Consider the following 13,408-nt stretch of genomic DNA (forward strand, 5'->3'; position numbering starts at 1 on the left):
CAACATTGTTGGCCTCATCCTCACCCACAAGAAAAACTTATCAGTCGCGTTCAGAATAACCCGTTTGCCAAGTGATGGCGTGCCACCTATTCTGGGTTGGCACACCATCCATAACGCAGAACGGAACCATCATGACGACGTCCCCCACCTTGCCAGGCATCCTGTTTGTCTGGACCAGCGCCGACCCCGAACACGAACGCGATTTCAACCGCTGGTACGACCGCGAGCACGTGGAAGAGCGCGTGCGCATTCCCGGCTTCGTCAGCGGCACGCGCTACCAGAGCGTGCGCGGTCCGCGCAAATACCTGGGCCTGTATCGCACCGATTCGCTGGGCGCCTTCCAGACCCCCGACTACTTCAAGGCCTTTGGCCAGCAGACGCCATGGTCGCTGACGAACTTGCAGCGCATGGTCGACCCGATGCGCCGCGTTTGCGCCATCGAGGCGGAAACGGGCATGGGCACGGGCGCCTGGCTGGCCGTGCTGCGCCTGGGCGCGCCAGCCATCGGCCAGGATGCGCAAGCCGTGGACGCCATGGCCACGCTGGGAACGAAGCTGCTGCAGATTGACGGCGTCATCGCCACGCGTCTGCTGACACCTGACGCGAACCTGTCCGGCCCCCTGCCGGCGGAGCGGAAGGAAGGCCGCGTGCTCGACCCGATTTTCCTGATCGATGCGTCCTCCGAAAGCGCCGCCGTGGCGGCCGCCAATGCCGCCAGCGCGGCGCTGGAACTGGATGCGGAACAGGCAGCCATCCTGCAACTGTCCTGGCAATTGCGCGAGGCGGACCTGCGCGCTGCCTGACACGGCCGCGCGCATCTTGCCGGCACCGATAACACGAGACACGGGCCACGGCGCAGGGCAAAGCATCCTGCGCCGGGCCTGCAATAAAACTGACGAGAGAGGTAGGCTATGACCACATATACGAACGCTGCGCATCCGGCAGCCCGGGCACCGGGCGAGAAGGCCACGACGGCCAAGACGGGCCGCCTGGCCACGGCCAGCATGGTCGGCACGACCCTGGAATGGTATGACTTCACCGTCTACAACACCATGGCCGCGCTGATCTTCAACCACCTGTTCTTTCCCTCGTTCGACCCGCTGACGGGCACCATCCTGGCCTTTTCCACGTATGCGGTCGGCTACATCTCGCGCCCCATCGGCGGCGTGATCTTCGGCCACCTGGGCGACAAGCTGGGACGGCGCTGGGTGCTGGTCGTGACCCTGATGCTGATGGGCGTGACGACGGGCCTCATGGGCCTCTTGCCGACTTACGCGACGGCGGGCATCTGGAGCCCCGTCCTGCTGGTGGCGCTGCGCTTCGTGCAAGGCATCGCTTTGGGCGGCGAATGGGCGGGCGCCGTGCTGATCTCCGTCGAACACGGGGCGCCTGACAAGCGGGGCCGCAACGCGTCGTGGACGCAGGTGGGACCGTCGTTCGGCACCTTGCTGGCCACCGGTTGCATCGGCCTGATCACCTATCTGCTGCCGCATGAAGCCTTCATGGACTGGGGCTGGCGCATGCCGTTCATCGCCAGCCTGCTGCTGGTGGCCTTCGGCATGTGGATACGCAGCGGCATCGAGGAAACCCCGCTGTTCAAGGAACTCGACCAGCAGGATGCGAAAGCGGAAGCGCCGATCGGCGACGTGCTGCGCCTCTATTGGCGCCGTCTGCTGATCGCCGGCGGCGTGCGCATCGGCTCGGACGTGCTGTATGCGCTGGTGGTGGTGTTCACCCTGACGTATGTGACGACGGTGCTGCACCTGTCGTCGACCCTGGCGCTGACCGCCATCATGATCGGCACGGCGTGCAATGCGCTGTCGGTGCCCGTGTTTGGCGCGCTGTCGGACAGGATCGGCCGCCGTCCCGTGTATGCGCTGGGCGCCATCCTGGGCCTCGTGTGGGCGTTTGCCTTCTTCACCTTGTTAGACACGGCCAGCCCGGCCGCCATCGTCACGGCCGTCGTCGTGGGCCTGGTCATCCACGCCATCATGTACGGCCCGCAGGCGGCCTTTGTCATCGAGCAATTTCCCACCAAGGTACGCTATGCGGGTTCTTCGCTGGCCTACACCCTGGCCGGCGTCATCGGCGGCGGTTTCGCCCCGCTCGTCATTGCCAGCCTGTACCGCTCGTACAACAGCACCATGGCCGTCTCGCTATACGTGGCGGCGGCCTTGCTGATCACCGGCGCCGCCGTTTTTGCGGCACGCGAAACGGGCCGCGGCCCTCTTGAGGAATAACATCATGACGACATTGCATTTTCAACTGGCAGGCCACGGCCCCGTCACCTTCGACATCGATCACCTGATCATCGCCGGCTGGACGGGGCGCGACATGGCGATGGTGGAGCACCATATCGCCGAACTGGAAGCCATCGGCGTGGCGCGCCCGAAAAGCGTGCCGACGTTTTACCGGGTCTCGGCATCGCTGCTCTCCAGCGACGGGGCCATCGAAGTGCCGGGCGGCGATTCGTCGGGCGAAGCGGAATTCGTGCTGTTCTCCACGGAATACGGCCTGCTGGTGGGCATCGGCTCGGACCACACGGACCGCAAGGTGGAAAGCTATGGCGTGACGGTGTCGAAGCAGATGTGCGGCAAGCCCGTGGGCGATACCTTGTGGCGCCATGCCGACGTGGCCGGCCACTGGGACCAGCTGCAGATGCGCTCCTGGCGCGAGCGCGCCGGCGTGCCGGCCCTGTACCAGGATGGCCCCGTGACGCGCATGCTGTCGCCGGAAGACCTGATTCAGCGCTACACGGGGCAGGCCAGCCTGCCCGTGGGCAGCGCCATGTTTTGCGGCACGCAGCCGATCATCGGCGAGATGGGCCATGGCGACGCTTTCGCGCTGGAGCTGTATGATCCAGCCTTGCAACGCCGCCTGCGGCACCGCTATGCCGTGCAAACCCTGCCCGTGGAAGGATAAACAATGACCAAGACCATCCGTGAACTGGCGGCCGACCTGGCCGCCGGCCGCATCACCAGCGTGGCGCTGACACAGCAGATGCTGGCGCGCGCCGAGGCGCACCGGGCGCAGGGCGGCCATGCCTATGTCAGCCTCGATGGCGAACAGGCGCTGATGGAGGCGCGGGCCAGCGATGCGGCGCGCGCCGCCGGCATCGTTGCCTCGCCGCTGGCCGGCGTGCCCATCTCGATCAAGGACCTGTTCGACGTCAAAGGGCAAACCAGCAGCGCCGCCTCGCTGGCGCTGGCCGATGCACCGCCTGCCGAGGCAGACGCGGGCGCCGTGGCGCGCCTGCGCGCGGCCGGCGCCGTCCTGCTGGGCCGCACCAACATGAGCGAATTCGCGTTTTCCGGCCTGGGCCTGAATCCCCATCACGGCACGCCGCGCAATCCGCACGACGGCGGGCGCGTGGCGGGAGGCTCCACCTCGGGCGGCGCCGTGACGGTGGCGCTGGACATGGCGGCCGGAGCGCTGGGCACGGACACGGGCGGCTCGATCCGCATCCCGTCCGCCTTTTGCGGCCTGACGGGCTTCAAGCCGACGGCCGCTTCCGTGTCGCTGGCCGGCACGGTGCCCTTGTCGCGTTCCCTCGATTCGGCCGGCCCCATCGCGCACAGCGTCGACTGCTGCGCCATTTTGTACGCGGCGCTGTCGGGCCATGACGTCGACGCGCAGGCGCCGGCATTGAAAGGCTTGCGCTTCGGTTTTACCCTGGACTACGTCGGTACGCACGTGGAGCCGCAGGTGCAGCAGGCTTTCGACGCGGCGCTGGACCAGCTGCGGCAAGCGGGCGCCCTGGTGGAGCAGTTCGATTTTCCTGAGTTGCTGGAACTGCCGGGTATCAATGGCGGTGGCGGCCTGGTGGCGGCGGAAGCCTGGCACTGGCACAGGGCGCTCCTGGAAGAGAAGGGCGCGCAATACGACCAGCGCGTGGCGGCGCGCATCCGCCGCGGCCAGCAGCAGGGCGCGTTTGACTACATCGATTTGCTCGATGCGCGCGCGCGCCTGATCGCCACCGCGAAGCAGCGTCTGGCGCCATTCGACGCCTGGCTGATGCCCAGCGTGGCCATACTCGCGCCGGAAGTCGCGCCGCTGGAAGCCGATGACGCCACCTTCTTTGCCACGAATGGCCTGGTGCTGCGCAACGCCAGCGTGATCAACTTCCTCGATGGCTGCGCGCTGTCCTTGCCATGCCATGCCGAGGGCGAGCTGCCCGTGGGACTGGGCATTTGCGGTCTGGCCGGCGCCGACGATCAAGTGCTCCAAATCGGCCGCGCCGTGGAGGCGCTGCTACGGGGGAGTGCAAAAGAATAATGCCGTAGTGCAGGAAAATGCCAACTCTGTCATGATGGCTGGCATTAACATGGGAAAGTCGCGCTTCGGGCGCCGGCAAACTTCACACTGTGCACCGATACGACCTGATTAGCTGTCATGACTGCGGCGTGTTGTACCGCAAGCGTCCGCTGCGTCCACGCGACAAGGCGCGCTGCATCCGTTGCCGCTCGGTGTTGTATCGGGGCGCCCACGCGCGCGGCGCATCGGCCGAATTGAGCAAGGTGGTGGCGCTCACCCTGGGCGCCGCCTTCGTCTTCCTGATCGCCCAGTTTTTCCCCATCGTCGAACTCGACGTCAATGGCCTGACTTCCAGCGCCACCTTGCTCGGTTCCATCCGCGTGCTGTGGTACGAGCAGATGCACATCGTGGCGACGATGGTCTTCCTGTTTACCATACTCTTTCCCGCCATCGAACTCGGTTCGCTGCTGTATGTGGCGCTGGGCCTGCGCTGCGGCGTCAAGGTGCCGGGCTTTAACCGCGTGCTGCGCGCCGTACAGACGGCGCGCGAATGGGGCATGACGGAGGTGCTGATGATAGGCATCCTGATCACCGTCGTCAAGATGACCAGCCTGGCCACGGTGCTGCCGCAACCGGGGCTGTTCGCGTTCGGCGCGCTGACGCTGATGCTGGCCATCGTCGTCTCGTTCGACCCCAAGGCCCTGTGGAACCTGGGCGACGACCTGACCCGCCAGGCGCTGCCCGGCATGCGCTACAAGGCTTTCGCTCCGGGCGAGAAGGTTGTTCCCTGCCATGCCTGCGGCCTGGTGGCGCCGCCCCTGCGCAAGGGCAGGCACCTGGCCTGCGTGCGTTGCGGCACGGCCCTGCACGTGCGCAAACCGGACAGCATCAACCGCACCTGGGCCTTGCTGATCGCCGCCATGATCCTCTACATTCCCGCCAACCTGCTGCCCGTGATGGTGACGCAATCGCTGTTCGGCGCGCAGGACGACACCATCATGAGCGGCGTCGTGCTGTTCTGGACCAGCGGCTCGAAGGGCCTGGCCATCATCATCTTCATCGCCAGCGTGGTCGTGCCGATGCTGAAACTGGGCGTGCTGGCGCTGCTGGCGTTCACGGCGCAGCGGCGTTCGCGCTGGCGGCCGCGCCAGCGCACCATTTTGTACCGCATGGTTGAATTCATCGGCCGCTGGTCCATGCTCGACATCTTTGTCGTCACCCTGACGGTGGCGCTGGTGCGCTTCAAGTCGCTGGCCGTGATTACGGCCGGACCCGGCGCGCTGGCCTTTGGCGCCGTGGTGGTGCTGACCATGCTGGCGGCGATGCAGTTCGACCCGCGCCTGATCTGGGACCCTGTCGACGACAAGGCGGCCGAGGATGAAAAACGCAGCAGTGCGGCAAATACCGGAAACAATACAGTGATTGGAGAACAGCATGGCTGACAAAGAAACGGGCGACCTTGCCGAAACCGGCGCACGGCCTCTGCCCGAACCCGACGTGGACCCGGCCAGCCGCTGGCTGCCGTCGCTGGTGTGGCTCATTCCGCTGCTGGCCGCGCTGATCGGCGCCGGCCTGGCCGCCAAGTCCATCCTCGACCAGGGACCCACGGTGACGGTCAGCTTCAAGAGCGCCGAAGGCCTGGAGCCGGGCAAGACCAAGGTCAAATACAAGGATGTCGATATCGGCCAGGTGCGCGCCATCACCCTGGGCGACGACTTGAGCAAGGTGCTGGTGACGATCGACATGAGCAAGGAAGCGCGCCGCTTCGCCACCGCCGATTCGCGCTTCTGGGTGGTGCGCCCGCAGATCGGCGCCAGCGGCGTGACGGGCCTGGGCACCTTGCTGTCGGGCGCCTACATCGGCGTTGACACGGGAAAGTCGGAAGCCAAAAAAGAGAACTTCATCGGCATGGAAAGCCCGCCCGCCGTGGCGGGAGACCAGAAGGGCAAGCTGTACACCCTGCATGCGGACAGCCTTGGCTCCGTCGACGTGGGCTCGCCCCTGTTCTTCCACCGCCTGCGCGTGGGCAAGGTGGTCAGCTTCGCGCTGGACAAGGATGGCAACGGCATCACCATGTCGGTCTTCGTCAATGCACCGTACGACCAGTTTGTCGGCAAGGATGCGCGCTGGTGGCATGCCAGCGGCGTCGACGTGCGCCTCGATTCGAACGGCTTCAAATTGAATACGCAATCGCTGGCCGCCATGCTGGTGGGCGGTATCGCCTTCGAGGCGGAAAACGGCCGCAAACCCGTCGAACCGGCGCCGGCCGGCACCAACTACCGCCTGGCGGCCGACGAGGCCAGCGCCATGCGCGAGCCCGATGGCGAGGCGATCACCACCGTGTTCTATTTCGACCAGTCCCTGCGCGGCTTGCAGCCCGGCGCCACGGTGGACTTCCGCGGCATCGTGCTGGGCGAAGTGCGTTCGGTGGGCATCGAGTTCGATCCCGTGAAGAAGAACTTCCGCATGCCCGTCACCGTCAACCTGTACCCGGCCCGCCTGGGCATGCGTTTCAAGGCCGCCGTCGACGATGAGGAAGGCTCTGCCGGCCACCAGCTGCTCGAACGCATGGTCAGCCGTGGTTTGCGCGCCCAGCTACGCACGGGCAATCTGCTGACCAGCCAGCTGTACATCGCGCTCGACTTCTTCCCGAAAGCGCCGAAGGTGGCGCTCGATCCGAACCGGTATCCGCTGGAAGTGCCGACCGTGCCGAATACCCTCGACGAATTGCAGACGCAGATCGCCAGCATCGCCCGCAAGCTCGATCAGGTGCCGTACGCCGAGATCGGCAACAACCTGAACGCCACCATCAAGCAGGCCAATACCTTGTTCAAGCAGCTCGATGGCCAGGTGGTGCCGGAAATGCGCGATACCTTGACGGCGGCGAAACAGACTTTTGGTTCGGCCGAACAGGTGCTGCAAAAGGATTCGCCGCTGCAGTCGGACGTGCGCCAGGCCTTGCAGCAGTTGACGCAAACCCTGCAGTCGCTCAATGCCCTGTCGGATTACCTGGAACGTCATCCCGAGTCCCTGATCCGCGGTAAAAAAGGAGATGAAAAAAAATGATGAAAGCGATTTTTTCCGCGCTGCTGGCGGCCAGCCTGCTGGGCGCCTGCTCCACGCCCCAGCCCGAGCATTTCTATACGCTCAGCGGCGGCGCCGACGCGCAGCCGGCCAAGCCCGTCAAATACTATGTCGAGGTGCTGGCCGTCAGCGTGCCGCAGCAGGTGAGCCGCAACCAGTTCGTCGTGACGGCGCCGTCGGGCCGCATCGAATTGCTGGAGCAGCAGCGCTGGGCGGGGCCGCTGGCCGGCGAGATCGGCCAGGCCCTGTCGACGGCCGTGACGAACGACCTGGGCGCCATCGACGTGTTCCGCACGCCATACCCGGACAAGCTGCCCGTGTACCGCATCAGCACCAATGTGCAGCGTTTCGAGTCCGTGATGGGCCAGTATGCGCTGATCGACGCCGTGTGGAGCGTACGCCAGCTGGCCAGCAACAAGGTGGTTACTTGCCGCACGATCGCCAATGAAAAGGTGGGCGCCGGCTACGATGAACTGGTGCTCGGCCATCGCCGCGCCGTGAACCGCATCGCCGCCGATACGGCAAGCGTCGTGCGCGCTTTTGACAACGGCAACGCCGCCTGTCCGGCATCCTGAGCCGCTTTCCGCTACCCAGTCCCGGCGGCCGCTGGTAAAATGCGGCCATGGGAATGACCTTGTTCACGCGCCGCTTTGCCGCCTGGATCGCCTGTTTCGCGATCCTGCTGGCGGCGCTCGCGCCATCGATTTCCCGGGCCATCGCCAACGCCAAGCAGGAATCCGGCTCCGGCTGGGCGGAAATCTGCTCGGTGGCCGGCATCCGTTTTGTCCAGCTTGTGCAGGCCGATGACGGCGCCGCCGATGAGAAATCCGGCGGCAAGGCCATGCAGATGGAGCATTGCGCCTTCTGCTCCACGCATGCGGGTTCCGTCGGCCTGCCGCCCGCCAGCCCCGTGCTGCCGCTGCCCGTCGCCCTGGGCTCGGCCATTTTCCCGTCCCTGTACTACCAGTCTCCATCCCCACTGTTCATCTGGTCCACGGCGCAATCGCGCGCGCCGCCCGCTCTCGTCTGAGTTTTTGCATTTTCAATGCTGGCGCCGTCCACCTTGCGGTGTGATGCGCCGCATCCGTACACTTAGACGAGAATCACATGAACAAGAAATTATTGGTGCTGGCCGCGGCCATCACCGTGGCTTACCCGTGCGCGCAGGCGCAGCAACCTGACCAAACTGATCACGCGATCGACACGGTCGTCGTTTCCGGCTCGCGCGCGCAATCGTGGCTGTCCGAAACGCCGCAGGCGATTGGCGTCGTCAATGCCAAAACGCTGGAACGCGACAAGCCCAGGACCATGGGCGATATCCTCAACCGCATCGCCGGCGTGTACTGGAATGACCTGGGCAATGAACAGCACAGCATGAGCATCCGCCAGCCCATCGGCACGAACGCCGTCTACCAGTACCTGGAAGACGGCATTCCCATCCGTCCGCTGGGCGTCTTCAATCATAACTCGCTCAATGAAATGAACATGGCGGGCGCCGGCGGGGTGGAAGTGGTGAAGGGCGCCGCTTCCTCGCTGTACGGCAGCAATGCCGTCGGCGGCGCCGTCAATTTTCTCACGGCCGGCGCCAGTGCGACACCGACGGCAAGTGTGGGCGTGCGGCGCGACAGCTTGGGCGGTTACACGCGCTACGACACGGCCGCCAGCGATACCTGGGGGCCGCTGGGACTGCGCTTTTCCCATTACAGCTCGCGCCGTTCGCGCGACAACTGGCAAGAGTACAGCTATGGCGACAAGGATTCGTTCTCGCTGCGCGCCGACTATGCGCTCAGTCCCACGTCCCAGCTGCGCGCCACTATCGTCCATACGGATCTCGATGCGGCCATGACGGGCAGCTTGTTCGAGAACGATTACCGCCGCAATCCCGGCAAGAGCCTGAACACGTTCACCTACCGCAAGGACAAGACCACGCGCGTGAATCTGGCGTGGGAAGGGCAGACGACGGCCAATGGCACGAGCACCGTCACCGTGTTTACGCGCAAGAACGATCATGGGCAGCTTCCCGCGTACTCCATCGGCAGTTGCGCGGGACTGTTGTGCAAGGGCGTCATCAACAACAACCACGTCGATTCGCTGGGACTGGACGTGAAGCACCAGCAGGAGTTCGCCTGGCTGCGCTCGCGCCTGGTCGCCGGCGTCTACGTGGACAAGAGCGACAACCCTTTCGTCAGCGACAACCTGTCCATCGTGCGCGATGCGGCCACGGGCCGCTACCTGCGCTATACCCTGGCCAATGCGAGCAATCCGCAGGGCGTGCGCGACTACCAGACGGACATCCTCAACACGGCCGTCTTCGCGCAATGGGAATTTACGCCGCTGGCGGGCACGCGCGTGGTGCTGGGCGGCCGCTCGGACGCCATCCGCTACGACTACCATAACAATCTGGCGCCAGGCGGCAGCGCCAATTACGGCGCGCCCGACGAGTCGCGCAGCTTTTCGCATGTGAGCCCGAAGCTGGGCGCCACCTACGCCATCGCTCCTGCGGGCAGCGTGTATGCGAACGTCAGCCAGGGTTTCACGCCGCCCGAAGTGAGCCAGCTGTATGGCAAGACGGGCATCGCCGACCTGCAACCGTCCGTCTACAACAATTATGAACTGGGCTTGCGCTGGGCTTTTTTGCAGGGCCGCTTGAAACTCGACACGGCCCTGTACCGGCTCGACGGGCGCGACACCATCGTCAGCTATACCGTGTCACCGGGGAATAGCGAAAACCGCAATGCGGGGCGCACGCGCAGCGAAGGGCTGGAGCTGGGCCTGAACTACGACAGCGGCCCGTTCGACGCGCGCTTCGCCACGGCCATCGCGCGCCACCGCTACCTGCGCTACCAGGTGTCCTCCACCCTCGATTACAGCGGCCGCGCCATGCCGCAGGCGCCGCGCGACATCACCTCGTTCGAGATCGGCTACAAGCCCGTGGCGGGCGCGCGCATCGCGCTCGAAGCCGTGCACCAGGGCCGCTACTGGATGAACAACGCCAACACGGTGGAGTACAAGGGCCATGCGCTGCTGAATGTGCGCGCCAGCTACCTGATCGCGCGCGGGCTGGAAGCCTGGGCGCAGGTGCGCAACCTCGCCGACAAGCGCTATGCCGATTCGGCCAGCAGCAGTTACTCGGGCACAGGCAGCTACGCGGCCAATACGCAGAACCAGTACACGCCCGGCGCGCCGCGCAGCGTGATGCTGGGCCTGTCCTATACCTACAGCGCACTGTGAGGATGGCCATGGACGACGCAACTTTTCTCATCGCACGGCGCAAAAGCCTGTACTGGCGCATCCACTTCTGGGCCGCGCTGATCGCTTCGCCCTTCGCGCTGGTGGCCACCCTGACGGGCATCCTGTACGTGTTCACGCCGCAGATCGAAACAAGGCTGTACCAGCACCTCGACCACGTGGCGCCGCAAGCGTCCATGCTGCCGCTGGACGCCGCCGTGGCGGCCGCCGAACGGGCCGCGCCGCGTGGCTGGACGGTGCAGCACGTGGTGCCGCCGTTCCAGGCGAACGACGCGGTGCAGGTGGCGTTCGCGCCGCCCGGCGGCGCGCACGATGAACATGCTGGACATGGGATGCCGGTGAAAGCCAGGCCGAAGTTCGGCCTGCCCGCGCAAGCCATCGTCGTCTACGTGAACCCTTACGATGCGCGCGTGCTGGGCAGCCTGGCCAGCAGCGAGCGCTTTGGCAACTGGGCCAAGAAACTGCATTCGCGCCTGCTGCAAAACGATGGCTGGCGCTGGATGATCGAGCTGGCGGCCAGCTGGCTGATGGTGATGCTGGTGACGGGCGTGGTGCTGTGGTGGCCGCGCGGCGCGCAATCGGGCTTGCCGAAGCGAGGCGCGCGGGGCCGCAACGGCTGGCGCCAGTGGCATGCGTTTCTTGGCGTGGCGCTCGGCATCGTCAGCGTCGTGATCCTGACGACGGGACTGACGTGGAGCCAGCAGGCAGGCGGCCGCATCCGCGCGCTGCGCGACGTCAGCGGCCAGGCGCCGCCGCCCGTGCCGCGCGGCCTGCATTCGCGCGAGGAGGGCGCTCCGCTCGACTGGCAGGATGCGTGGCAGGTGGCGCGCAGCCATGCGCCCGCCATCGCCGTGCAGCTGACGGCGCCGGCCAGCCAGGACGACGTGTGGCGCGCCACCATGGCCGACCGCAGCCAGCCCAGCTTGCGCTTCGACCTGCAGTTCGACGCCTACAGCGGCAAGCCCCTGTATTACGCGGGGTGGGAGGCGCAGACGGCGTTCGGCAAGGCGACCGCCATCGGCATCCCGTTCCATCGCGGCGAATTCGGCTGGTGGAACCAGGCCTTGCTGCTGCTGTTCGGCGCCAGCGTGCTGTTCTCGCTGGTGTCGGGCTGGGTGATGTTTTTCAAACGGCGCTTGCCAGGCTCGCTGGGCTTGCCCAAGCTGCTGCCGGGCGCCTGGACGTCGCCTTCCATGCTGGCCTGGCTGACGGCGGCCGCCATGTGTGCGCTGATGCCCTTGCTGCTCGTTTCCGGCGGCATGCTGATGCTGCTCGAACTGGGGCTGGCACGGGCCATGCGCTGGCGCCGGGCTGCGCGATGAAGGCATACATGGCCAGGCGCTTGCTGGGCTAGAATGAGGGGGCGCGGCCAGGCTCGTTGCCATGGGCCGCACCTTTGCAATGGCCGAACATGATATTCATCGATTTCCCCGCCTTGTCCGCACTGGCCGCCACGTCGGCGCTGGTGACAAAAAAATGCAGCTGCTGCGCCGTGCCGCTCGATGCCTGGCAGCGCCTGCCCACTTCGCTGGAACTGGACCGCTTTGAAGAAATCGGCACCCTGCGCGAAGACCCGTACGAGGAACCGACGTTTGCCGAGCATCACCCGTACGGCACGCGCTACGACAGCGTCGATGCGCCCATCGCGCCGCGCTACTATCCCGCGAACCTGAGCCAGGTGGCCCGCTGCCTGGACTGCGGCCGCCACTACCTGCGCTACAACGAGGCGGGCGGCTATTTCACGGAACTGCGCATCCGCGCGTTGCGCCCGGAATTGCTGGCCGACGCGCCGCTGTCAACGTGAGGGCTACAGGCTTTCCTTGACGTGCGCGATGCCGTGTTCATCGTAGATCGAGTACACGGCAGCGAGGATGTTTTCCAGCTCGGGCGAGCGGTCCCTATGCCGCATGCTGAATAAGATGGGCGAGAACGCATGCTTGTCGTCCAGCTTGCGGTACACGACGTTCCGGTGATGCATGGCCTGCACGCTTTCGGGCACGATGGAAATGCCCTGGCCGGCGGCCACCAGTCCCATGGAAATTTGCAGTTCGCGCACTTCCGTCACGGGGCCGGGCGTGACATTGCCTTCGCTGAACATGGCCAGCACCTGGTCGGCAAAGCTGGGGCGGGGCGCTTTCGGATACACGAGCAGGGTTTCGTGGATCAGGTCAATCAGGCGCAAGCCGCCTTCGCCCTTGGCCAGCCGGTGGCCGGGCGGCAGGGCCACCACCAGCTGCTCCTCGCGCAGCAGGATGCGGCGGATGCTGGGGTCTTCACTTTTCAGGCGTCCGAAACCCACGTCGATGCGGCCTTCCTTCAGGGCCTTCAACTGCTGCACCGTCGTCATCTCATGCAGGGTCACGTCGACCTCGGGATGGCGCTCGCAAAAGCGGTGCACGATGTCGGGCAATTCTCCATACAGGGTCGAGGCGACGAAGCCGATCGACAGCGTGCGTTCCAGCTTGCCCACGCGCTGCGTCATCGCCTGCAGGTCGCGCACCTGGTCGAGCAGGGGGCGCGCATGGGCGAGAAAAAACTCGCCCGCTTCCGTCAGCCGCAAGGGGCGCGACCCTTTTTCGATCAGCGCCACGCCCAAGGTTTCTTCCAGCTGCTGCATCTGCCGGCTCAGCGGCGGCTGCGCGATGTGCAGGCGCGCGGCGGCCCGCGTGAAGTTCCTTTCCTCTGCGACCGCAACGAAGTAGCGCAAGTGCCGTAATTCCATCTTCATACCTTTCAGGTATAGGTTTGATACCAACTCGGTGTTGGACGTGGGGATATTTGGGGAATATCGTGTCACCACTCCACAGAATTATACGGAATA

The 13,408-nt window shown here is 65.5% G+C and carries 12 protein-coding genes; 11 read left to right on the forward strand and 1 reads right to left on the reverse strand.

From position 1 onward, the window contains the following. Positions 1-131: 131 nt before the first annotated feature. The 11 genes from CLU90_RS23430 (at position 132) to CLU90_RS23480 (ending at position 12,391) form a co-directional block, all read left to right on the forward strand. Positions 132-803, forward strand: a complete 672-nt coding sequence (locus tag CLU90_RS23430) for a DUF4286 family protein (protein ID WP_100429027.1) — start codon at positions 132-134, stop codon at positions 801-803. 108 nt (positions 804-911) lie between these two features. After that, the gene (locus CLU90_RS23435) at positions 912-2,240 is read left to right on the forward strand and encodes an MFS transporter (RefSeq protein WP_092715871.1); all 1,329 of its coding nucleotides are present in this window, start codon (positions 912-914) and stop codon (positions 2,238-2,240) included. Positions 2,241-2,244: 4 nt separating this feature from the next. Beyond that, positions 2,245-2,922: a DUF2848 domain-containing protein gene (locus CLU90_RS23440; protein WP_100429028.1), complete on the forward strand. Its 678-nt coding sequence runs from the start codon at positions 2,245-2,247 to the stop codon at positions 2,920-2,922. Positions 2,923-2,925: 3 nt separating this feature from the next. Continuing rightward, complete coding sequence (locus CLU90_RS23445) at positions 2,926-4,275, forward strand: amidase (RefSeq protein WP_092715875.1); 1,350 nt, start codon at positions 2,926-2,928, stop codon at positions 4,273-4,275. Between the two features lie 128 nt (positions 4,276-4,403). Further along, positions 4,404-5,696 carry a paraquat-inducible protein A gene (locus tag CLU90_RS23450; RefSeq protein WP_442906708.1) on the forward strand — a complete coding sequence of 431 codons (1,293 nt, stop codon included), beginning with the start codon at positions 4,404-4,406 and terminating at the stop codon, positions 5,694-5,696. Then, the gene (locus CLU90_RS23455; RefSeq protein ID WP_070303398.1) at positions 5,689-7,320 is read left to right on the forward strand and encodes a PqiB family protein; all 1,632 of its coding nucleotides are present in this window, start codon (positions 5,689-5,691) and stop codon (positions 7,318-7,320) included. The genes CLU90_RS23450 and CLU90_RS23455 overlap by 8 nt, the downstream gene beginning before the upstream one ends. Beyond that, a complete protein-coding gene (locus tag CLU90_RS23460) occupies positions 7,317-7,913 on the forward strand; it encodes a PqiC family protein (protein ID WP_092715879.1) in 597 nt (198 codons plus the stop codon). The genes CLU90_RS23455 and CLU90_RS23460 overlap by 4 nt, the downstream gene beginning before the upstream one ends. A 47-nt stretch (positions 7,914-7,960) precedes the next feature. Further along, positions 7,961-8,368, forward strand: a complete 408-nt coding sequence (locus CLU90_RS23465) for a DUF2946 domain-containing protein (RefSeq protein WP_232731308.1) — start codon at positions 7,961-7,963, stop codon at positions 8,366-8,368. 77 nt (positions 8,369-8,445) lie between these two features. After that, positions 8,446-10,569: a TonB-dependent receptor family protein gene (locus tag CLU90_RS23470; protein ID WP_232731309.1), complete on the forward strand. Its 2,124-nt coding sequence runs from the start codon at positions 8,446-8,448 to the stop codon at positions 10,567-10,569. 8 nt (positions 10,570-10,577) lie between these two features. Next, a complete protein-coding gene (locus tag CLU90_RS23475; protein WP_092716192.1) occupies positions 10,578-11,909 on the forward strand; it encodes a PepSY-associated TM helix domain-containing protein in 1,332 nt (443 codons plus the stop codon). An 89-nt stretch (positions 11,910-11,998) separates the two neighbouring features. Further along, positions 11,999-12,391, forward strand: coding sequence for a hypothetical protein (locus CLU90_RS23480; RefSeq protein ID WP_092715883.1), 393 nt, complete (start codon positions 11,999-12,001; stop codon positions 12,389-12,391). 3 nt (positions 12,392-12,394) lie between these two features. Here the strand turns inward: CLU90_RS23480 and CLU90_RS23485 are convergent, their stop codons facing one another. Next, the gene (locus CLU90_RS23485) at positions 12,395-13,309 is read right to left on the reverse strand and encodes a LysR family transcriptional regulator (protein WP_100429552.1); all 915 of its coding nucleotides are present in this window, start codon (positions 13,307-13,309) and stop codon (positions 12,395-12,397) included. Positions 13,310-13,408 lie beyond the last annotated feature (99 nt).

The sequence above is a fragment of the Janthinobacterium sp. 67 genome, assembly GCF_002797895.1.
Classification (GTDB): Bacteria; Pseudomonadota; Gammaproteobacteria; order Burkholderiales; family Burkholderiaceae_D; genus Janthinobacterium.

Bases quoted from the DNA above. Each gene is read 5' to 3' on its own strand.
- CLU90_RS23455 (WP_070303398.1), top strand. From the start codon at position 5,689: ATGGCTGACAAAGAAACGGGCGACCTTGCCGAAACCGGCGCACGGCCT.
- CLU90_RS23445 (WP_092715875.1), top strand. From the start codon at position 2,926: ATGACCAAGACCATCCGTGAACTGGCGGCCGACCTGGCCGCCGGCCGC.
- CLU90_RS23435 (WP_092715871.1), top strand. From the start codon at position 912: ATGACCACATATACGAACGCTGCGCATCCGGCAGCCCGGGCACCGGGC.
- CLU90_RS23430 (WP_100429027.1), top strand. From the start codon at position 132: ATGACGACGTCCCCCACCTTGCCAGGCATCCTGTTTGTCTGGACCAGC.
- CLU90_RS23475 (WP_092716192.1), top strand. From the start codon at position 10,578: ATGGACGACGCAACTTTTCTCATCGCACGGCGCAAAAGCCTGTACTGG.
- CLU90_RS23440 (WP_100429028.1), top strand. From the start codon at position 2,245: ATGACGACATTGCATTTTCAACTGGCAGGCCACGGCCCCGTCACCTTC.
- CLU90_RS23460 (WP_092715879.1), top strand. From the start codon at position 7,317: ATGATGAAAGCGATTTTTTCCGCGCTGCTGGCGGCCAGCCTGCTGGGC.
- CLU90_RS23465 (WP_232731308.1), top strand. From the start codon at position 7,961: ATGGGAATGACCTTGTTCACGCGCCGCTTTGCCGCCTGGATCGCCTGT.
- CLU90_RS23485 (WP_100429552.1), bottom strand. From the start codon at position 13,309: ATGGAATTACGGCACTTGCGCTACTTCGTTGCGGTCGCAGAGGAAAGG.
- CLU90_RS23480 (WP_092715883.1), top strand. From the start codon at position 11,999: ATGATATTCATCGATTTCCCCGCCTTGTCCGCACTGGCCGCCACGTCG.
- CLU90_RS23470 (WP_232731309.1), top strand. From the start codon at position 8,446: ATGAACAAGAAATTATTGGTGCTGGCCGCGGCCATCACCGTGGCTTAC.